The 18,574-nt window shown below is 64.4% G+C and carries 15 protein-coding genes; 8 read left to right on the top strand and 7 right to left on the bottom strand.

The genetic code is table 11. The features are described from left to right. Positions 1-120: 120 nt before the first annotated feature. The 3 genes from mltG to BGK68_RS20645 are packed head-to-tail and all read left to right on the top strand — an operon-like array spanning position 121 to position 2,805. Positions 121-1,101, top strand: a complete 981-nt coding sequence (gene mltG / locus BGK68_RS20655; protein WP_075258621.1) for an endolytic transglycosylase MltG — start codon at positions 121-123, stop codon at positions 1,099-1,101. Positions 1,102-1,148: 47 nt separating this feature from the next. Then, entirely contained in the window at positions 1,149-1,757 is a 609-nt protein-coding gene (gene tmk, locus BGK68_RS20650) for a dTMP kinase (RefSeq protein WP_075258620.1), read from the top strand. Between the two features lie 10 nt (positions 1,758-1,767). Next, the gene (locus BGK68_RS20645) at positions 1,768-2,805 is read left to right on the top strand and encodes a DNA polymerase III subunit delta' (protein WP_075258619.1); all 1,038 of its coding nucleotides are present in this window, start codon (positions 1,768-1,770) and stop codon (positions 2,803-2,805) included. A gap of 76 nt (positions 2,806-2,881) precedes the next feature. Here the strand turns inward: BGK68_RS20645 and BGK68_RS20640 are convergent, their stop codons facing one another. Next, positions 2,882-5,077, bottom strand: a complete 2,196-nt coding sequence (locus BGK68_RS20640) for a TonB-dependent receptor (RefSeq protein WP_075258618.1) — start codon at positions 5,075-5,077, stop codon at positions 2,882-2,884. 160 nt (positions 5,078-5,237) lie between these two features. On the opposite strand from BGK68_RS20640, the gene BGK68_RS20635 reads away from it, so the two are divergent. The 4 genes from BGK68_RS20635 to BGK68_RS20620 are packed head-to-tail and all read left to right on the top strand — an operon-like array spanning position 5,238 to position 8,640. Continuing rightward, positions 5,238-6,569 carry a sensor histidine kinase gene (locus BGK68_RS20635; RefSeq protein ID WP_075258617.1) on the top strand — a complete coding sequence of 444 codons (1,332 nt, stop codon included), beginning with the start codon at positions 5,238-5,240 and terminating at the stop codon, positions 6,567-6,569. Between the two features lie 35 nt (positions 6,570-6,604). Continuing rightward, positions 6,605-7,153 (top strand): response regulator transcription factor, encoded by a 549-nt coding sequence (locus tag BGK68_RS20630; protein WP_069374121.1) that lies wholly within the window; start codon positions 6,605-6,607, stop codon positions 7,151-7,153. Between the two features lie 39 nt (positions 7,154-7,192). Then, a complete protein-coding gene (locus BGK68_RS20625; protein ID WP_075258616.1) occupies positions 7,193-7,972 on the top strand; it encodes a TatD family hydrolase in 780 nt (259 codons plus the stop codon). Then, the gene (locus tag BGK68_RS20620; protein WP_075258615.1) at positions 7,969-8,640 is read left to right on the top strand and encodes an ankyrin repeat domain-containing protein; all 672 of its coding nucleotides are present in this window, start codon (positions 7,969-7,971) and stop codon (positions 8,638-8,640) included. Before BGK68_RS20625 ends, BGK68_RS20620 begins: the two co-directional genes overlap by 4 nt. Before the next feature lie 116 nt (positions 8,641-8,756). On the opposite strand, the gene BGK68_RS20615 is transcribed toward BGK68_RS20620, so the two are convergent. The 3 genes from BGK68_RS20615 to hpnD form a co-directional block, all read right to left on the bottom strand. Beyond that, entirely contained in the window at positions 8,757-9,899 is a 1,143-nt protein-coding gene (locus tag BGK68_RS20615) for an alpha-hydroxy acid oxidase (protein ID WP_013234568.1), read from the bottom strand. Between the two features lie 178 nt (positions 9,900-10,077). Next, positions 10,078-11,409: a hydroxysqualene dehydroxylase HpnE gene (hpnE, locus tag BGK68_RS20610; protein ID WP_075258614.1), complete on the bottom strand. Its 1,332-nt coding sequence runs from the start codon at positions 11,407-11,409 to the stop codon at positions 10,078-10,080. Between the two features lie 15 nt (positions 11,410-11,424). Continuing rightward, positions 11,425-12,258 (bottom strand): presqualene diphosphate synthase HpnD, encoded by an 834-nt coding sequence (hpnD, locus tag BGK68_RS20605; RefSeq protein WP_075258613.1) that lies wholly within the window; start codon positions 12,256-12,258, stop codon positions 11,425-11,427. A gap of 353 nt (positions 12,259-12,611) precedes the next feature. Between hpnD and BGK68_RS20600 the strand changes: the two genes are divergently transcribed. Then, positions 12,612-13,451, top strand: coding sequence for an HDOD domain-containing protein (locus BGK68_RS20600; RefSeq protein ID WP_013234565.1), 840 nt, complete (start codon positions 12,612-12,614; stop codon positions 13,449-13,451). A 38-nt stretch (positions 13,452-13,489) separates the two neighbouring features. Here BGK68_RS20600 and hpnC read toward each other — a convergent pair whose 3' ends face one another. From hpnC to BGK68_RS28420, 3 genes are all read right to left on the bottom strand, one after another. Further along, positions 13,490-14,299, bottom strand: coding sequence for a squalene synthase HpnC (hpnC, locus tag BGK68_RS20595; protein ID WP_075258612.1), 810 nt, complete (start codon positions 14,297-14,299; stop codon positions 13,490-13,492). A gap of 27 nt (positions 14,300-14,326) precedes the next feature. After that, positions 14,327-14,611, bottom strand: coding sequence for a hypothetical protein (locus BGK68_RS20590; RefSeq protein ID WP_075258611.1), 285 nt, complete (start codon positions 14,609-14,611; stop codon positions 14,327-14,329). A gap of 318 nt (positions 14,612-14,929) precedes the next feature. Further along, positions 14,930-18,226 carry a calcium-binding protein gene (locus BGK68_RS28420; protein WP_233149369.1) on the bottom strand — a complete coding sequence of 1,099 codons (3,297 nt, stop codon included), beginning with the start codon at positions 18,224-18,226 and terminating at the stop codon, positions 14,930-14,932. Positions 18,227-18,574: the final 348 nt, after the last annotated feature.

The raw sequence follows: 18,574 nt of genomic DNA, 5'->3' as shown, positions 1-18,574 counted from the left end.
CTTGCCAGGTCGGTCTGTCCGGCAAATTAGGCAACTGTCGTGCCAGCGATTATCATTGATGCCTCGATTATAGTGATCTCCGAAAAAACGCGTCGGAGCAACAAGGATTTCGCCTCTGGTATGAAGAAGTTATTTGTGACATTGCTGGTGCTGGCCGCCCTGGTGGCCGGGGCCGGCTTCTACTGGTCCAAGCAGCCCATCGTGGACCCCAGCGGGCAGGTCATCGCCTTTACCATCACGCCGGGCGCCGGTGTGAACGGCGCGGCCCAGCAGATTGCCGCGGCCGGCGTGCCGGTCAACCCCGACCTGTTTGCCCTGTATGCGCGCTTGTCGGGCGAAGGCGCCCGCATCAAGGCCGGCAGCTACGAGATCAAGCCCGGCTACACGCCGCAGCGCCTGCTGCAGCAACTGGTGCGCGGCGAGTTCGCCCAGGAAGCGCTGACCGTCATCGAGGGCTGGACCTTCAAGCAGATGCGTAAAGCCATCGCCGAGCAGCCCGCGCTCAAGCACGATACCGCCACCTGGACCGACCAGCAGATCCTGGCCAAGCTGACCAACGAATATACCTATCCGGAAGGCCTGTTCTTCCCGGATACCTATCTCTTCGCCAAGGGCGCCAGCGACATGCAGGTCTACAAGCAGGCCTTTGCGCTGATGAGCAAGAAGTTGAACGAAGCCTGGGCCCGGCGCGACCTGTCGCTGCCGTACCGCACGCCTTACGAGGCGCTGATCATGGCCTCCATCGTGGAGAAGGAAACCGGCCAGAAGTCCGAGCGCGGCATGGTGGCGGGCGTCTTCGTCAATCGCCTGCGCACCGGCATGCTGCTGCAGACCGATCCCACGGTGATCTATGGCATGGGCGAGCGTTATCAGGGCAAGATCCGCAAGGTCGATCTGCTCACCGACACGCCCTACAACACCTACACTCGCGCCGGCCTGCCGCCCACGCCCATCGCCTTGCCGGGGGCGGCCTCGCTGGCGGCGGCCTTGAACCCGGACAAGACGGAAGCCTTATACTTCGTGGCGCGTGGCGATGGCACCAGCCATTTCTCCAGCAACCTCAACGAGCACAACCAGGCCGTCAACCGCTATCAGCGCTGAGGCCTGTTCTTGTCCCTTTACCGTTTTCATTGAGTAGCGATTCCTTCATGGCATCAGGCAAATTCATCACCTTCGAAGGCATCGACGGCGCCGGCAAGTCGACCCATATTCCTTTCGTCACGCAGTTGTTGCGCGAGCGCGGCCTGACTGTGGTCGCCACCCGCGAACCCGGCGGCACCGAGCTGGGCGAACGCCTGCGCGAGCTGGTCCTGCATCACAAGATGCACCTGGAAACCGAGGCCCTGCTGATGTTCGCCTCGCGCCGCGAACACCTGGCGCAAGTGATCGAGCCGGCGCTGGCGCGCGGCGACTGGGTCATCTCGGACCGTTTCACCGACGCCACCTTCGCCTACCAGGGCGGTGGCCGCAAGCTGGCGCTGGACAAGCTGGATCGCCTGGAGCAATGGGTCCATCCGCATCTGCAGCCGGACCTGACGCTGCTCTTCGATGTGCCGCTGGAAGTGGCGCGCGCGCGCCTGGATGCCGAGCGCACGCTGGACAAGTTCGAGCAGGAGAAAGCCGATTTCTTCGCCAACACCCGCGCCGAATACTTGCGCCGCGCTGCGCAGTTCCCGCAACGTTTCCGCCTGATCGATTCCACGCGTCCCATCGCCGTGATCCAGGAAGACCTGCGCGCCATCGTGGCCGCGCTGTAAGGGAGATCGCATGTCCTTGACTTCTTCCGACGTGTTGCTGCCCTGGCAGGGCGAGAGCTGGCGCCAGCTGCAACAATTGCGCGAACGGCTGCCGCATGCGCTGCTGTTCTATGGCGCCGCCGGCACCGGCAAGACGCAGTTCGTCGAAGCCTTCGCCAAGTCGCTGCTGTGTGAATCGCCCACGTCCGAGGCCCATGCCTGCGGGGTGTGCGCCTCCTGCAACTGGTTCTCGCAATCCAATCATCCGGACTACCGGCGCGTGCGTCCGGAAGTGCTGGACGACGAAACGGCCGATGACGAGGCTGGCGAAGAAAAGAAAACCGCCAAGGCCAGCAAGGCGCCTTCCAAGGACATCAAGATCGACCAGATCCGTGCGCTGGCCGATTTCATGAACGTGTCCACCCACCGTTCGGGCTTGCGGGTGGTGATGCTCTATCCGGCCGAGGCGCTCAATACCGCCGCCGCCAATGCCTTGCTCAAGACACTGGAAGAGCCGCCGCCGGGGACCATGTTCCTGCTGCTGTCCAATCGCCTGGATCGCTTGCTGCCGACCATTCTCTCCCGCTGCCGCAAGTTCGCCCTGACCGCGCCCGGCCATGACGAGGCGCTGGGCTGGCTCAAGCAGCAGGGCGTCAAGGACGCCGACGCCTGGCTGGCCGAGCAGGGCGGCGCTCCACTGGCCGCGCTGGAAGCGGCCCAGGGCGAAGGTCGTGAGGCGCTGGATGAATTGCTGCGCCATTTGGCGCAGCCTGGGGTGGACGGCGCCTTGCGCGCTGCCGACAAATTGCAGAAGACGCCCGCCGCCGATCTGGTCGGCTGGGTGCAGCGCTGGCTGTATGACCTGCTGTCGCTGAAGTCGGCCGGCGTGGTGCGTTATTACCCGCGCTATGGCAAGGAGCTGGGCCGGCTGGCCGAGCGGGTCGATGCGCTGGCCCTGTCCAAGGCTTTGCGCGGCATGGGCGATCGTCGCGCCATTGCCGACCATCCCTTGTCGGCCAAGCTCTTCATCGAGGAAATGCTGATCGATTACGCAGGCCTGTTCGACTGAAACCTTTCGCCCGCAGCACGCAAGATCGCCCGGTCCCCATGTCATGGGGCCGGGCGATTTGTCTTGAGCGCCGTGCTTAGAAGGCCACCGAGACCGAGGTGCTGAACGTACGCGGATTGCCCGCCACCAGATAGCCCGAGTTGGAGGCGCCGCCGGCAGACTGCCAGTAGTTGCGGTTGGCCACGTTGTCGATGGACGCGCGCAAGGTCACGGCGTGACCACCGATGTCGGTCAGGTAGCGTGCGCCCAGGTCATAGCGCACCCAGGACGGCACTTCCAGCTGGTTGGCTGCATCGACGTACTGGGTCGAGGTGTAGGTGGCACGGCCATTGAGGGTCAGGCCGCGCACGCCCGGCACATCGACTTCCAGGCCGGCATTGGCCTGCACGCGAGGCACGCCGATGGCGTACTTGCCGTTGTTGGCGCTGCCGTTGGTCTGCACCTGCTTGGCATCCAGGAAGGTCAGGCCCGACAGCAGGCGCACGCCCTTGGTCACTTCGCCATAGGCGGTCAGTTCCACGCCGCGGTTGCGCTGCTTGCCATTGGTGGATTCGATGTTGGTGAGCGCATCCTTATAGGACAGCGGCCGGTCGGTGGTGAAGAAGGCCGCGCCCAGGCCCAGGCCACCCAGTTCATACTTGACGCCGACCTCCTTCTGCTTGGATTTGTACGGGGCCAGCACCTGGCCATAGTTGGCTGCGGTGGTGTCGGTGATCTGCTTGCCTTGCTGCAGGCCTTCGATGTAGTTGCCGTACACGGACAGCGTCTTGCTCAGCTTGAAGACCACGCCTGCCATGGGCGAGGTGGCGCTCTGGTCGTAGTGGGCCGTGTTGGCCTGGGTGTTGTAGGCGTAGGTGTCCGACTTGAGCTGCTGCTGACGCACCCCTAACGTGACCAACAGACGGTCATCGTAGAAGCCCAGAGTGTCGGAGACCACGGCGCTGAGCAGATTGGTCTTGATGGTGGTCTGCGGATCAGCCAGGCTGTTGCCCAGCGAGGTCAGCGCAGGCTGGGCATAGTTGATCGGGTTGTACAGATTGGTGGCCAACGCGTAGGACGGCGAGAACCCATAGGCATTGCGCGAGTTGAGTGAATAGGCCGAGGCGGCGGCGACCAGCTTGTGCGAGACCGCGCCGGTCTGGAGGTGGGTGCGTACGCCCACTTCGCCGGTGGCCACGTCATCCTGGCGGGCATTGTCGAAACGGTAGGTGGCGGCGGCGCCGGTGCTGGCGTTGGTCACCCGCACGCCCGACAGCGAATTGTTTTCCGTTCCCTGGCGCGCGCCAAAGGCTGCCCAGGCGGTCGTGCTGGACGAGAGATCCCATTCGCCGCGTACGGTGCCGAAGAGGTCGCGCGCATTGGAATAAGACCAGGGCTGGCCGTAATTGGCGGAGCCGCTGGGCGCTGCGGGCAGGCTGGTCAGGCCGGCGCCGAGGGTGATGCTGGGGCGCACGTTGGACAGGTTGTTTTCCTGCAGCCCCAGGTCGGCCGAGAGGCGGAAATCATTGCCCCGGTAATCCACGCCCAGCGAGAACAGGTTGGTCTCGCGCTGTTCATTGGCCACACCCGTGCCGCCGGCATGGCGCGCGGCGTTGATGCGCACGCCCAGCCGGTCTTGCGGGCCGAAGCGGCGCGACACATCCAGGGCCGCGTATTTGCCGTTGCCTGATTCATAGCCCAGGGTGAGGTCGGTCAAGGGTTCATTGGCCGCCCGCTTGGGGACGATGTTGATGGTCCCGCCCAGGCCGGCGTCACCCGGTGTAGCACCGTTGAGGAAGGCGCTGGCGCCATAGAGCACCTCGACCCGTTCCATCATCTCGGAGGCCACATACTGGCGCGGCAGGATGCCGAACAGGCCGTTGTACATCAGGTCGTCCGAATTGGCGATGAAGCCGCGGATCATGTACGACTCCTGGAAGTTGCCGAAGCCCCGCGTGGTGCGCACCACCGGATCGTTCTTGAGCACGTCGCCCACGCCATGGGCCTGCTGGTCGGCGATCAGTTGCTGGGTGTAGGCGACCGAGCGCACCGGGCTGTCCAGGTTGTCGACGTTGCCCAGCACGCCCAGACGGCTGCCGCGTGCGACCTGGCCGCCGGCGAATTCGGCGGGCAGGCCATCGGCGGAGGCGTCGGCCGAGGCATTGACGGTGACGGTGGGCAAGGCTTGCTGGTCCTGGGTGGTGGCCTGGGCCAGGACTGGCAGCGGGGCGAGGAAGATCAGCGCCACAGCGGCGGCCAAGGGATGAAGCGTGAGCGGGGTAGAGGAAGTCATGGAAGGGTAAGGAAATCTCAACAACTGAAGGGGAACGTAAAAAATAGTAAATGCTAATGATTATCATTGGCATTAATTTGGCAATTTTACGTTACTTTTGAGAATCTGGCGCTTACCCGAAGAGATAGTTGCCTCACTGCGTGGGCCGTATAATCCCCGCATGTTTTCTTCTACCCGCCCGCGTTCGCCTGCCTCGCCGCTCCCGACCCAGCATGTGCTGCTGTCGCGCCTGTTCTGGCTGCGCTGGGCGATGGTGGCCGGGGAGTTGCTGGTGCTGGCGGGGGCGCATGGCTGGCTGCACATCGCGTTGCCGGTGCCGGAACTGCTGGCGTTGATCGGCCTGCAGACCCTGATAAACGGGGCAACCTGGTTGCGGCTGCGCTGGACACGGCCGGCTGAAGAGAGCGAGTTGTTCCTGCAATTGCTGCTGGATCTGGCGGTGCTGACCGCCCTGCTGTATTTTTCGGGCGGATCGACCAATCCCTTCGTCTCGTTCTACCTGCCCGCGCTGGCGGCCGGGGCGGCCAGCCTGGCCTGGCCGTATGCGCTGCTGCTGGCGCTGTGCGCGCTGGGAGCGTATTCCGGGCTGGTCTATGTCTATGAGCCCTTGCACATCCACGACCAGGGGCAGGCCATGGCTTATCACCTGGCCGGGATGTGGATCAATTTCTCGATTTCGGCACTGCTCATCACCTGGTTCGTCAGTCGTATCGCTGCCGCGGTACGTTCACGCGATACCGAGCTGGCGCGCGCCCGCGAGCGGCAATTGCAGAGTCAGCGCATCCTGGCGCTGGGGACCCAGGCGGCCGGCGCGGCGCATGCGCTCAATACGCCCTTGTCCACGGTCGCGGTGATCGCCGGGGAACTGCGCCGCGACATGGCCACCCAGCCGGCGCTGGCCGCCTATGACGAAGAGCTGCGCGTGGTCGAGGAGCAGATCGCCGTCTGCAAGGCGGCGCTGGAAAGCATGCGCCAGGACGCCGACGCCCAGACCCGCAATGAGGACAGCGCGCCCATCACGCCGTGGCTGACCACCTTGCTGGAGGGATGGCGATTGCGCCATCCCGCCGTCCTGCTCAGCGCCGAGGTGCATCAGCCCGGTTGGGTAGCGGCGCGCCTGGAAGACCTGTCGCAGATATTGCTGACTTTGCTGGACAATGCCGCGCATGCGGTGCGCGAGCGCGGGTCTGAGGGCCGGGTCAGCATCCGCATGCGCGCCGCCGATGAGCCCGCGGGCAGTCCGGCGCAAAAGGCGGCTATCATTGAGATCGCCGACAACGGCAGCGGGATCGCCCCCGAGCTGTTGCAGCGCCTGGGCCGCGCCCCGGTGGCCAGCAGTTCGGGCGGCGCGGGGATCGGCCTGATGCTGGCCTTTGCCAGCGCCGCGCATCTGGGTGGCAAGCTGCGCCTGCATTCCACGCCGGGGCAGGGTACTTGCGCGGAGTTGCGCCTGCCTCTGAGCGCCATGCCGAGTCCGGGTCCGGCTGATTGAGTTTTATATTTTTTATATCATTTGCAGATTTTTCGATGAGTGCAGCTTTCCTGATCCTCGACGACAACGACGTCTTTGCCGGCACCCTGGCCCGTTCGCTAGCGCGGCGCGGTTTTCGCGCAACCGTGGCGCACAGCGGCGAAGCGGCGCTGGAAGCGGCTCGCCGCGAACGTTTCGATTACGCCACCATCGACCTGCAACTGGAAAAGGATTCCGGCCTGCAATGGGTCTCGCCGCTGCGCCAGGCCCTGCCTCATGCGCGCCTGCTGGTGCTGACCGGTTACGCCAGCATTGCCACCACGGTGCAGGCGATCAAGTCCGGGGCCGACAACTACCTTGCCAAGCCGGCCAATGTGGATTCCATCCTCTCGGCGCTCAGCCACAGCGGTGACGGCGAGCAGGCTGCCGAGACGCCGCTGCCGGTGGAAGAGGCCTCGCCGCTGTCGCTGGAGCGGCTGGAGTGGGAGCACATCCAGCGGGTGCTGGCCGAGCACGAGGGCAATATCTCTTCCACGGCGCGGGCGCTGAACATGCACCGGCGCACCTTGCAACGCAAGCTCGCCAAGCGTCCCGTGGCGCGCTGAGGCAGGACAGCCGGGCGGCATGGCTTTACAATAGCGGCCATGTATATCGATTCCCATTGCCACATCAATTTCCCTGACCTGGCGGCGCGTCTGCCGGAAATCTTCGGCAAGATGGCCGAGAACCAGGTCAGCCACGCCCTGTGCGTGTCGGTGGACCTGCCCGACTTCCCGCAGGTGTTGGCGCTGGCCGAGCAGTATCCCCATGTCTATGCCTCCGTGGGCGTGCATCCCGATTACGAGGACACGCCTGAGCCCAGCGTTGATGAGCTGGTGCGCCTGGCCGACCATCCGCGCATCGTCGCCATCGGCGAGACCGGGCTGGACTACTACCGCCTGCAAGGTGACCTGGAGTGGCAGCGCGAGCGCTTCCGCACCCACATCCGCGCCTCGCGCGCCACCGGCAAGCCGCTCATCATCCACACCCGCGCCGCATCCGAGGACACCATCCGCATCCTGCGCGAAGAGGGCGCAAGCCCGCAAGCCGGCGGCGCGGCTGGCGTGATGCATTGCTTCACGGAATCCCAGGAAGTGGCCGACGCCGCCATCGAGCTGGGCTTCTACATCTCGTTCTCGGGCATCGTGACCTTCAAGTCGGCCAAGGACCTGCAACAGGTGGCCCGCACGATCCCGCTGGAGCGCATGCTCATCGAGACCGATTCTCCTTACCTGGCGCCGGTGCCTTTCCGGGGCAAGACCAATGAGCCCGGCTATGTACGGCATGTGGGCGAGTTCATCGCCGACCTGCGCGGCATTGCGGCGGCCGAGGTGGCGCGCCAGACCTCTGACAATTTCTTCAAGCTGTTCGGAATCAAGCCATGACCTTGCTGGAAAAGCTACGCCTGCGTTGCCGCGGCCTCGGCCGCATCGTTCTCTACACCTCGCTGCTGTTGCCGGGTGCCGCCCGGGCCGGGGCCTATGAGGAATACTTCCAGGCCATCCGCATGGACAACGTCTATTTCCTCAAGCAACTGATGCAGCGCGGCATGGGGCCCAACCTGATCGAACCCAAGCGCGGCTACACCGGCCTGATGCTGGCCATCCGCGAAGATTCGATGAAAGCCTTCGACGTGCTGGTCAATGCACCCGACGTCAATCTCGAAGCCCAGGCCACCAATGGCGATACCCCGCTGATGCTGGCCTCGTTCTACGGCAATGCACCGGTCGTCAAGCTGCTGCTGGCGCGTGAGGTCGAGGTCAACCGGCCCGGCTGGACGGCCTTGCACTACGCCGCCATCAACGGCAGTTCCGAGATCGTCAAGCTCTTGCTGGATGCCTCGGCCTATGTGGACTGCGAGTCGCCCGATGACAAGATGACCCCGGTCATGCTGGCCGCCATGCGCGGGCGTGTAGCCGCCGTGGAGGTGCTGCGCGACAATGGCGCCGACCTCAGCCTGAAGAACAAGGATGGCCTGACCGCCATGGACCTGGCCAAGCGCTACGGCCAGGATGGCGTGATCGACGTGCTGGCCCAGCCGCCGCGCCAGTAAGACGCCTGGGTGGCCGTCATTGGCCGCTGCTGCAATGAAGAAGTGAAAAGGTCCCGGCCACCTTGCGGTGAACCGGGACCTTGTCTATGGGGGATGGGCCAGGGGCAATCCGCTGATCAGGGAATCAGGATCTGCGGCCCCACATCCTTGATGTCCTTGGTGCCGGTCAGGGCCATGCTGACATCGAGTTCCTTGCGCATGATCTCCAGCATCTGCGAAACGCCTTCGCCGCCCATGGCGCCCAGGCTGTAGAGGAAGGCGCGGCCGATCATGGTGCCGCGCGCGCCCAGGGCCACGGCCTTGAGCACGTCCTGGCCAGAGCGGATGCCGCCGTCGAACCAGACCTCGATCTGGTCGCCCACGGCCTGGGCGATGGCCGGCAGGGCTTCGATGGACGACATCGCGCCATCGAGCTGGCGGCCGCCGTGGTTGGACACCACGATGGCGTCAGCCCCGCTCTGCACGGCCAGCTTGGCGTCTTCGACGTCGAGGATGCCCTTGAGGATCAGCTTGCCGCCCCATTGCTGCTTGATCCAGGCCACGTCGTCCCAGTTCAGGGTGGGATCGAACTGGCTGGCGGTCCACTTGGAGAGGGTCTGCACACCACCGGCACCTTCGCCGCCCTTGATGTGGCCGGCCAGGTTGCCGAAGGTCTTGCGCCCGCCCAGTGCGCGCAGCGCCCAGCCGGGCTTGCTGGCCAGGTCCAGCAGGGTTTCCAGGGTCAGCTTGGGGGGCACTGACATGCCGTTTTTCAGGTCCTTGTGGCGTTGGCCGAGGATCTGCAGGTCCAGCGTCAGCACCAGGGCCGAGCACTTGGCCGCCTTGGCGCGTTCGATGAGCGACTTCACGAAGCCGCGATCACGCATCACATAGAGCTGGAACCAGAACGGCTTGGTGGTCACGCTGGCCACGTCCTCGATGGAGCAGATGCTCATGGTCGAGAGCGTAAAGGGGATGCCGAACTTCTCGGCGGCAATGGCGCCCAGCATTTCACCGTTGGCCCATTGCATGCCGGTCAGACCGGTGGGGGCGATGGCCACCGGCATGGTGACGTCATGGCCGATCATGGTGGTGCGGGTGCTGCGTTCATCGACATTGATGGCCACGCGCTGGCGCAGTTTCAGCGCCGCCAGATCCTTGCTGTTGGCGCGATAGGTGCTCTCGGTGTAGGAGCCGCTGTCGGCGTAGTCGTAAAACGCTTTGGGGACCCGTTTCTTGGCGAGCAGGCGGAAGTCTTCGACACAGGTCATGACCGGCATATTATTTTCTCCGTAGATATCAAACGCGGCTGGATGCCGCCGGGCGATGGTCGGGCAGGCACGAACCGGAATCGGGACTGCTGAGCATTGCAGATTGCTCAGTATCCTAGTGCATCACCGCCACAGATGGGGTGAATCCCTTTACCGCCATCCATGAAAATTTTACGAGGGCTCAGCCTCAGCCCGCCAACTGCCTGGCCGCCGCCATGGCGCTGCGCACCGCACCTTCCAGTGTGGCCGGGTAGTCGCCGGCGACATAATCGCCTGCCAGCGCCAGCCCGGCGGGCAGGTCGGTGCTGTCGGGACGGACCAGGCCTGGCGTGCAGGCGAAGGTGGCGCGCTTTTCGGTGATGACCCGGCTCCAGCCCGGTGTCGCCAGGGCCGGATCGGCAAAGTCGCTGGCCAGTTGGCGGATGATGCCCTCGGTGAGTGCGGCCTGGCCATCGGTGATGGCCTGCCCGGCAGCGCTGACCACCACGGCCAGCAAACCCGCCTCGCCGCCCAGTTGCCCGCGATCGAAGACGAACTGGCCCCAGGCCTGGCGCTGTGGGTCGTCTGCCAGCGCCAGGAAGGGCGCCGGCAAGCGCACGCCCTGCGGGTAATGCAGGTAGCAGGTGGTGATCGGTTCGTGCTGCAGGCTCTCCAGCAGGCTGGTGTCATGCAGGCCTTGCAGGAGATGCGTGGCGGCCTCCGGGCCGGTGGCCAGCACCACGCCGGCGAATTCGCCCAGGCTTTCGCCGGCGCGGTCTTGCAGCCGCCAGGTGGTTGCCTGTTGGCCGGGCAGCAGGCGCGATACGGCCACGCCGGTCTGTACCAGGCCACCGCGCTTGCCGAGGAAGGCTGCGGCGGCGTCGGGCAGCAGGGCGCTCATGTCCAGCCGGGGGATGAGCATGTCGGAGGCGGCGCGGCGCGCACCCAGGCTGTCGCGCAGCACGTTCAGGAAGACTTGCGCTGACGCCCGTTCGGGCGGCGTGTTCAGGGCGGCGATGCAGAGCGGTCGCCACATCAGGCGGATCAGTCGTGGCGTCTGGTCAAAGCGGGCCAGCAACTCGCTCACGCTGCAGTCCTGGTGCAACTGCCAGCCCATCCAGCGCGCTGTGGTCGAAAAGCGCGCCAGCGCCATCTTGTCTTCCCGCGTGAGGCCCTTGGCGCGCAGCAGGGCCACGGCCACATGCCAGGGCGCAGGCAGGCGCGGCGCCACGAAGTCCATGCCCTCGGCGTTGCCTTGCAGCGGATAGCGCATCTGCAGGGGCAGGCGCAGCAAGGCGCTGGCGGGATCCACACCGACCTGCTTCATCAGGGCCAGGGTGGCGCGATAGGCGCCCAGCAGGATGTGCTGGCCATTGTCCACCACCCGCTCATCCAGCTCGACCCGGCGCGCACGACCGCCCAGGGTGCGCGCGGCCTCGAACAGGCTGACCCGGTGGCCGCCGGCCGCCAGCGCCACGGCGGCGGCGCAGCCGGCCCAGCCGGCGCCGATGACGGCGTAGTGGCGCGGGGCGTTGCTCATCGGACGGAAGGCTGGTCAGCCGAAGACATAGGTCTTCCAGGCCAGCCAGAGCTTGCGGATGGGCGTGAGCGAAATACGCTGGTGGAGGACGTGGTAGCCGTCACGGGCGATTTCGTCCAGCAGGGTGCGGTAGATGGCCGCCATCATCAGGCCGGGGCGCTGGGCCCGGCGATCTTCCCTGGGCAGCAAGGCGAAGGCTTCGTCATAGACGGCCTGGGCGCGCTCGACCTGGAACTTCATCAGCGCCTCGAAACGCTCGCTGTGGCGGGCGTTGAGGATGTCGGCAGCGGTCACATTGAATTGCTGCAATTCGTTGACGGGCAGGTAGATGCGGCCCTTGCGGCCATCTTCGCCGACGTCGCGGATGATGTTGGTGAGCTGGAAAGCCAGGCCCAGCTTCTCCGCAAAGAGCAGGGTACCGGGCTGGGTATGCCCGAAGATGCTGGCCGAGAGCACGCCCACCACGCCGGCCACGTGCCAGCAATAGCGCTGCAGGCCCGGATAGTCGAGGTAGCGGCTCTGGTCGAGGTCCATTTCCATGCCGTCGATGACGGCCTGCAGGTGCTCGCCCTTGAGCCCATAGGTCGCCACATGCGGATGCAGCGCCTTGGTGACCGGGTGGGTGGGCTGGCCTTCCAGCATGGCGGCGATCTCCTTGCGCCACCACATCAGCTTGGTGCGCGCCACCATGGAATCTTCGATCTCATCGACGGTGTCGTCGACCTCGCGGCAAAAGGCATACAGGGCCGTGATCGCCAGCCGGCGCTGCGGTGGCAGGAACAGGAAGCTGTAATAGAAACTGGAACCGCTGGCGGCGGCCTTCTGCTGGCAATATTCGTCTGGAGACATGGGTGGCGTGGCTGCGGTGGATGCGTGGCCGGAGCTGACTGGGCGGCAAAGTCCGGCAAAGGCGCTATGCTAGCCGAGTGTCCCCGACAGGGCAAATGTGTCAGGCCAGTGACAGATTGCCGTATTGCGGCTGCCCGCGTTGTCCATTAAGCTCAGAGCAGCAGAATTGCAGAAAACAAAGTCGCATGGCATCAAAAAGAGGTGAACCATGCCGATAATGGAGCAAGGTCGGAACAAGACCCCGAGCAGGATTGCAGTGGAGCAGGGCCGTAACAGCGCGCCAGCCGGACGATGCGGTGCAGCAAAATCGTCCGGATTGGCAAACCACAGGTGCATTGGAGGCTGGAGACATCATGGACAGACTGGAAATCTTTCGCAATATCGCCTCACAGGCCGGTCGTGGGGAGCTGGTATTCCCCGCCAACGTCAGCGCCTCGATCAAGCTGCAGAAGGCGCTGGCTGATCCGGATTGCCACCTGGAACTAGCGGCCAAGCTGGTGATGGCCGAGCCGCTGGTGTCGGCGCGCACGGTGGCCATTGCCAATTCGGCGGCCTACAACCGCTCCGGCGGCGAGATCAACAATGTGCGGGCGGCGGTGATGCGGCTGGGCTTCCGCACCCTCAACACCATCACCACCTCGGTCATCGTGCGCCAGCTCGGCCGCACCATCAACAATCCCGGCATGCGGATCAAGTCGGCCCAGTTGTGGGAGCATTGCGCCCACGTGGCCGCCACCGCCTACGTGCTTACCGCCAAGCTGACCAAGGCTGACCCTGAGACGGCCATGTTCGCGGGCATCGTGCATGAGGTCGGGGGCTTCTACCTGCTGTCGCGCACGGATGATTTCCCGGGTCTGCTCGACGGCGGCACCGAGGACTGGATGGAATACGGCGAAAAGATGATCGGTCGCGCCGTGCTCAAGAAGCTGGGCGTGCCCCAGCCGGTGGTCGATGCCATCGAATCTCTGTGGCACGGTGTGCGCGTGCTGCCGCCGCAGACCATCGGCGACGTGCTGCTGCTGGCCAAGGAGCTTTCGCCCGTGCCTTCGCCCCTGCAGCGCAGCGTCGTGGCCGAGGCGGGTGTGGGTGGCGAGAACCTGGTGGATGACTACATCGGCGATCATTCGCTGCGCGAACTGCTGGACGACTCCGAAGAGCAGATCCGCAGTCTCACTGCGGCCTTGCTGGTCTAAGGGCCGGGAGCAGGCTGCGCATCTTCGACGCTGTTCTACTACATCGTCAGGGCGCGCCAGCCTATGGCCAGCCAATCGGCCTTGCCCAGCTTGGGGCGATGGCCGAACACATCACCCTGGACGCGCTCGACGCGCGCCAGGATGCGCAATCCGCCTTGCACCACCAGACGCAGTTCCCAGCCGATGCGGCCCGGCAGGCGCTTGGCCAGCGGCGCGCCGGCGAGCATGAGTGCGCGGGCGCGTTCGACTTCAAAGCGCATCAACTGCTGCCAGCGACCGTCACAGCGACCGGCGGCAATATCCTCTGGCTTCACGCCGAAACGGGCTAAATCCTCCAATGGCAGGTAGATGCGTTGCTTTTGCCAGTCGATGGCAACATCTTGCCAGAAGTTGATCAATTGCAGCGCGCTGCAGATGGCGTCCGAGTCGCGCAGGTTCTCTTCACTGGCCGCGCCGTACAGATGCAGCATCAGCGCGCCAACCGGATTGGCCGAGCGCCGGCAATAGTCGAGCAGGTCGGTGTAGTGCGCATAGCGGGTGGTCACCACATCCTGGCAGAAGGCCGACAGCAAGTCGCGCAAGGGTTGCAGCGGCAGGTCGTGGCGGGCGATGGTTTGCCGCAGCCGTTCGAACATGGGCGTGGCGCAGGGCTGCTGCCGGGCGATCAGGTCCAGTTGCGCTTCGTAGGCGTGCAGGCTCGCCAGGCGTTCTTCAGGGGTGGCGTCGCCTTCGTCGGCGATGTCATCGGCGCTGCGGGCAAAGGCATAGATGTCGGCGACGGCCGGGCGCAGGCGGGCCGGCAGCAGCAGCGATGCGACGGGAAAGTTCTCGTAATGGTCCACGGCCATGAGGCGGCTCCTGCTTGAGGGCGGGGATCAGTCGAACTTGTCCTTGAGCAGCGCCTCGATGGTGGCGATGCGGGTTTCCACGGTCTCCAGCAGCGCCTTGGGCATGGCGCCGCCGGCATCGAGCTGGGCCGCCAGCGAGCGGGCGATGCCCATGGCGCCTTCAGTGAACTGCTTGCCATCCTTGGACAGGACGGCCGCCGCCGTGAAGAGGGTGGAGAACAGGATCTGGTCGGCCGTATTGTTCTCGATGAACTTGTTCAGGAGCGCGTTGTGGCTTTGTTTCAGGGCGTCGAATTCTTCCTGGGTGGGCATGGGGTCCTCGCATGGTGGAAATGGCTGGCGCAAGGGTGGCTCCCTCGCCATCGCCAGCAACGGCGCGGATTGTAGCAGTTCAGCACGCCGCTGCGCACAGGCGAGGCGCAATCGGCCCGGCTCGCGTGGATCGTTGCAAAAAAAGCCAGGATATGAAGTTTTCTCCGGTAGCCCCTTGCCGTGCCCACCGGGGGCAGCAGCCTCGGGAGCTGGTGAAGCAAATTGCAAAAAAACAGAAGCCGGCAGCGAGGTCTGACTCGCCACCGGCTTGCCTGGTGCTAGCCGTTCAATGCGGACTGGCCCCAATCTGCCCCGTCATCAATGGCTGGCCGCCAGCAAGACCTTGCCGTCGCCGCCCTGCGCCTGTGCCCAAGTGGTCTGGGTAGCCGAAGGCGGGGCGAAGCTGGCCATGGCTTGCACCAGCTTCTCGACATCGGTGTCCAGCAGGGATTTGCCATCGGCAGTCTTGATGCGCTCGATGTGGTTGTCGGTCGTCCCGGCAGCGCCGGCATACCAGTCCTTCACCGTCACCTGGTCGGTCGTGCCCAGCACCTTGATGCGCAGGTCCTGGCCGGCCTTGCTGAACCACAGATTGTCCTGCCGGGCGTCGGTGAAGCTGATGGTGTCGACATTGCCCTTGGTGGCATCGTGGTCGTAGACCGCATCCTGGCCGTCGCCCTTGGCGAAGCGATAGCTGTCGTTGCCAGACCCGCCGATGAGCAGGTCATTGCCCTTGCCGCCTGTGAGGACATTGGCTCCGCCATTGCCGGCCAGGATGTTGTCAAGGTCGTTGCCGGTGGCATTCACGTTCTGCCGGGAGAGCTTGACCGCCTGGTCGGTGGTCAGGGTGTCGGCCGAGGTGACATCGGTGGCGTAGCGCAATTGCCGCAGCGTGACGTAACGGCTCATGTCGTCCGCTCTGCCGCGTCCGGAGTCGGCAATGAAGAAGCCGGCAATCTGCTCGGTATCGACCGAGTAGGCCACCCCGGTGACCGTGATGCAGTGGTTGCTGCGGTTGTTGCTGGCCATGGGCATGTCCCAGAGCCGGCTGGCATTGACGCTCATGCCGACCGCCTTGCCCTCCTTGATGCTCCGGGCGACTGCCATTTCATCGAAGCCATGCGTGATGGTAGCGTCAAGACCGAAATCCTTGAGCAGGGCTTGCTGGCCCTCCGTGTAGGTACCGCCCCGGTGCTCCGGCAAGGGGTCGATGATATCGCAGAGCATTTCGTCGATGGCGCGGGTGACCACTTCCTTTTCCGTGAGGGGCCGGCCGGCCAGGACGCTCATGTTGGCCACGACCGTCTCGCCGCATGTGCCCAGGAAGCCGGGGACGGCATCGCCCTGCGCGTAGTCCAGCTGGTAGGACTTCGGCATGCCGTACACCAGCACGTTGACGCCATTGACCACCGCGCTCTGCGGCTTGGTGGCGTCGATCAGGACCAGGTTCTCGACATTGTCGGCAAGCGTGGTGCTGACCGTCGCATAGACCGTATCAATGCCTTCGCCCGCCTTCTCGACCACGCGGTCGCCTCTGTTGTCGACGTAATAGCTGTCATCGCCCTTGCCGCCGGTCATGGTGTCGGCACCGCCCAGGCCATCGAGGATGTTGTTGCGGTCGTTGCCGGTGAGTCGGTTGTTCTGCACATTGCCGGTGGCATCGAGGTTGTCTGCTTCCAGTGCCAGGTCCTGCTTGTCGTTGGCCAGGGCGATGTGCTTCCTGACCTTGACGCCGGGCAGTTTGTGTTGCGAGCCTTCGTCGTCGCCGAACGGGGCGGGAGCGGTGAAGCTGTCCAGATAGTGCGCTGCCAGTGCATTGCCACCGGATGCGGCAGGCTTTGCCGGTGCGGTCAGCCCGGTCTGGGCGGACAGCTTGCCATCGGCTGCGGCTTGATCCAGGGCGGCGCCGGCCCCTCCATTGGCCCTGTTGAAGGGCTTGATGGCGTCGTTGGTGGTGATGGTGACGGAGCCGCTGGCGTTGGTGCAATCGCGCAACGTCTGCAAGCTGATGTAGCGGCAAGTGTCGTTGGCGAAACCCCGGCCGGAATCGCTGATGTAGAAACCGTCCACCTCGCCGCTTTGTGCACCGTAGCCCACGCCGACGATGGCGATCATGTGATCGGTCATGCCGACGTTTTCCGGAATGTTCTTGGCCCAGAGCGTGCTGCCATTGACCGTGACGATGACGCCTTTGCCCGCGAGGATGCTACGTGCCACGGCGTTCTCGTCGAAGCCCTGCGCCAGCGTGGAGGCCAGGCCGAATTCCTTGAGCAGGATCAGTTCGTTTTCCGCACTGATGGCGCCGCGCTTGGTAGTGGATTTGCTGGTGGTATCGCACAGTTTTTCGGCGATGGCCTTGTTGACCACGTCCTTTTCCGTCACGGACATGCCGGCGATGGTGGCCAGGTTGGCGATGCAGACCTCGCCTGACGTGCCTTCATAGCGTGCGACCGCATCCCCTTGTTGGTAATCGAGACCATGGAAGGCAAAGGGATTGCCATAGGTCAGTACATCCGGACCGGTGATGAGCTTATGTTGCGGTTTGGCCGGGTCGGCCATCCTGGGATCCTCGGGCAGCGCCAGCTTCTTGATCGGATCGACCGTATAAAAACCCGAGCAACCGGACTGGAAGTGCGCGGCCTTGTCCAGTTCGCTCAGTGAAACGTAGCGTGCAGCATCGCCGGACCGTCCGCGTCCCGAGTCGACAATATAGAAGCCTTGCAGGGCACCGGTATCGGCCGCATAGACAGCGCCGGTCAGGTTGATCATGTGATTGACGTTGATCAGTTCCAGCAATTTCTTGTCCAGATCGGCACCCCACAGCGCATAGCCGTTCACGCCCATGAGCACACCTCTGCCCTCCTTGATGAGGGCGGCCAGCTTGTTGGGATCGTAGTCCGTGATGGCCTCGACGGGCATGCCATAGCTTTCCAGTAGCAGGCGCTGCAGCCCGGAGACGGTACCGCCGCGCCGGCCGGGATCGGAGCTGACGGTGTCGCACCAGCCGTTGTTGATGGCTCTCTGGACTACGTCCTTTTCGGTCACATCCCGACCGGCGATCATGAGCAGGTTGGCGATGCTGGTTTCTGAACAGGTGCCCATGTAGCCCGGGACGGCATCGCCCTGGCAATAGTCCAGATCTTGGTAGGACTTCGGGTTGCCGTAGACCAGCACGTCCTTGCCGTCGATCTTGTCCCGCTGTGCCGGCATGGTGGTCGCTGCCGCCGGCTTGTCGGTGCTGGCGGGCTTGAGGCTGGCCGGGGCAGCGGTGGTGGGCTTGCTGATGCTCACCGGCGGTGTGGCAGCGGCCTTGGTGCTGGCAGCCGTGGGCGTGATGGCCGGTTTGACACTGGCGGGTGGCTTGACGCTGATAGGTGGGCTGCTGACCGCAGGGGTAACGTCAACATGCTTGTCGCGGGTGACTGGAGTGACACTGACCGGTTTGTGGGTGTCCGCTGGCGGATGTGGGATGGCTGCTGCAGGTTTGCTGGGCTTGCCCGGCTGCAGCCCGCCCGCGTGGGCGGCGCCCGGATTGTCCGATGACTTGAACAGCTTAACGGCGGGCGAGATCGGTGAGAAAACCACTTTGAAGACGCTGCCGGTTCGAATGCTCACAAAGCGCTCATCGATGCGTGTGATGATGGGATCGGGGAGGCTGGAAGTTGAGCTGCCTTGGTTCCGCGTGGAGGATGATGTTGACACGATTTCCCTTTCAAGCGCCGTTGCGGCGATCGCGTTCGGGGAAAGTCTGCGCAGGTAGCGTCTCCCCCCGGGGACGTTTTATTTGCAGCGCTGGCTGTCCCGGACACTGCGTGGAATGCGCATTGCCGGAGCAGGCCAGACGCCGCAAGATTGCTGTATGAATTTGTAGTCCCGCGACGATTCAATAGGATTGAATTACTTCGGTAAATCGCACAAAAGTGCCGTTGGTCGGTTGGCAAGTCATAAGCAGAGGGTGAAGTG

Source organism: Herbaspirillum camelliae (genome assembly GCF_001929405.1).
Classification (GTDB): Bacteria; Pseudomonadota; Gammaproteobacteria; order Burkholderiales; family Burkholderiaceae_D; genus Herbaspirillum; species Herbaspirillum seropedicae.
Note: the sequence above shows the minus strand (reverse complement) of the source record. Positions and strands in the feature narration are given on the sequence as shown.

Coding starts and splice junctions, on each gene's coding strand:
- BGK68_RS20640 (WP_075258618.1), bottom strand. CDS start 5,077: ATGACTTCCTCTACCCCGCTCACGCTTCATCCCTTGGCCGCCGCTGTG.
- BGK68_RS20600 (WP_013234565.1), top strand. CDS start 12,612: ATGGACAGACTGGAAATCTTTCGCAATATCGCCTCACAGGCCGGTCGT.
- hpnE (WP_075258614.1), bottom strand. CDS start 11,409: ATGAGCAACGCCCCGCGCCACTACGCCGTCATCGGCGCCGGCTGGGCC.
- BGK68_RS20590 (WP_075258611.1), bottom strand. CDS start 14,611: ATGCCCACCCAGGAAGAATTCGACGCCCTGAAACAAAGCCACAACGCG.
- BGK68_RS20615 (WP_013234568.1), bottom strand. CDS start 9,899: ATGCCGGTCATGACCTGTGTCGAAGACTTCCGCCTGCTCGCCAAGAAA.
- BGK68_RS20635 (WP_075258617.1), top strand. CDS start 5,238: ATGTTTTCTTCTACCCGCCCGCGTTCGCCTGCCTCGCCGCTCCCGACC.
- BGK68_RS20620 (WP_075258615.1), top strand. CDS start 7,969: ATGACCTTGCTGGAAAAGCTACGCCTGCGTTGCCGCGGCCTCGGCCGC.
- hpnD (WP_075258613.1), bottom strand. CDS start 12,258: ATGTCTCCAGACGAATATTGCCAGCAGAAGGCCGCCGCCAGCGGTTCC.
- BGK68_RS20630 (WP_069374121.1), top strand. CDS start 6,605: ATGAGTGCAGCTTTCCTGATCCTCGACGACAACGACGTCTTTGCCGGC.
- hpnC (WP_075258612.1), bottom strand. CDS start 14,299: ATGGCCGTGGACCATTACGAGAACTTTCCCGTCGCATCGCTGCTGCTG.
- BGK68_RS20645 (WP_075258619.1), top strand. CDS start 1,768: ATGTCCTTGACTTCTTCCGACGTGTTGCTGCCCTGGCAGGGCGAGAGC.
- mltG (WP_075258621.1), top strand. CDS start 121: ATGAAGAAGTTATTTGTGACATTGCTGGTGCTGGCCGCCCTGGTGGCC.
- tmk (WP_075258620.1), top strand. CDS start 1,149: ATGGCATCAGGCAAATTCATCACCTTCGAAGGCATCGACGGCGCCGGC.
- BGK68_RS20625 (WP_075258616.1), top strand. CDS start 7,193: ATGTATATCGATTCCCATTGCCACATCAATTTCCCTGACCTGGCGGCG.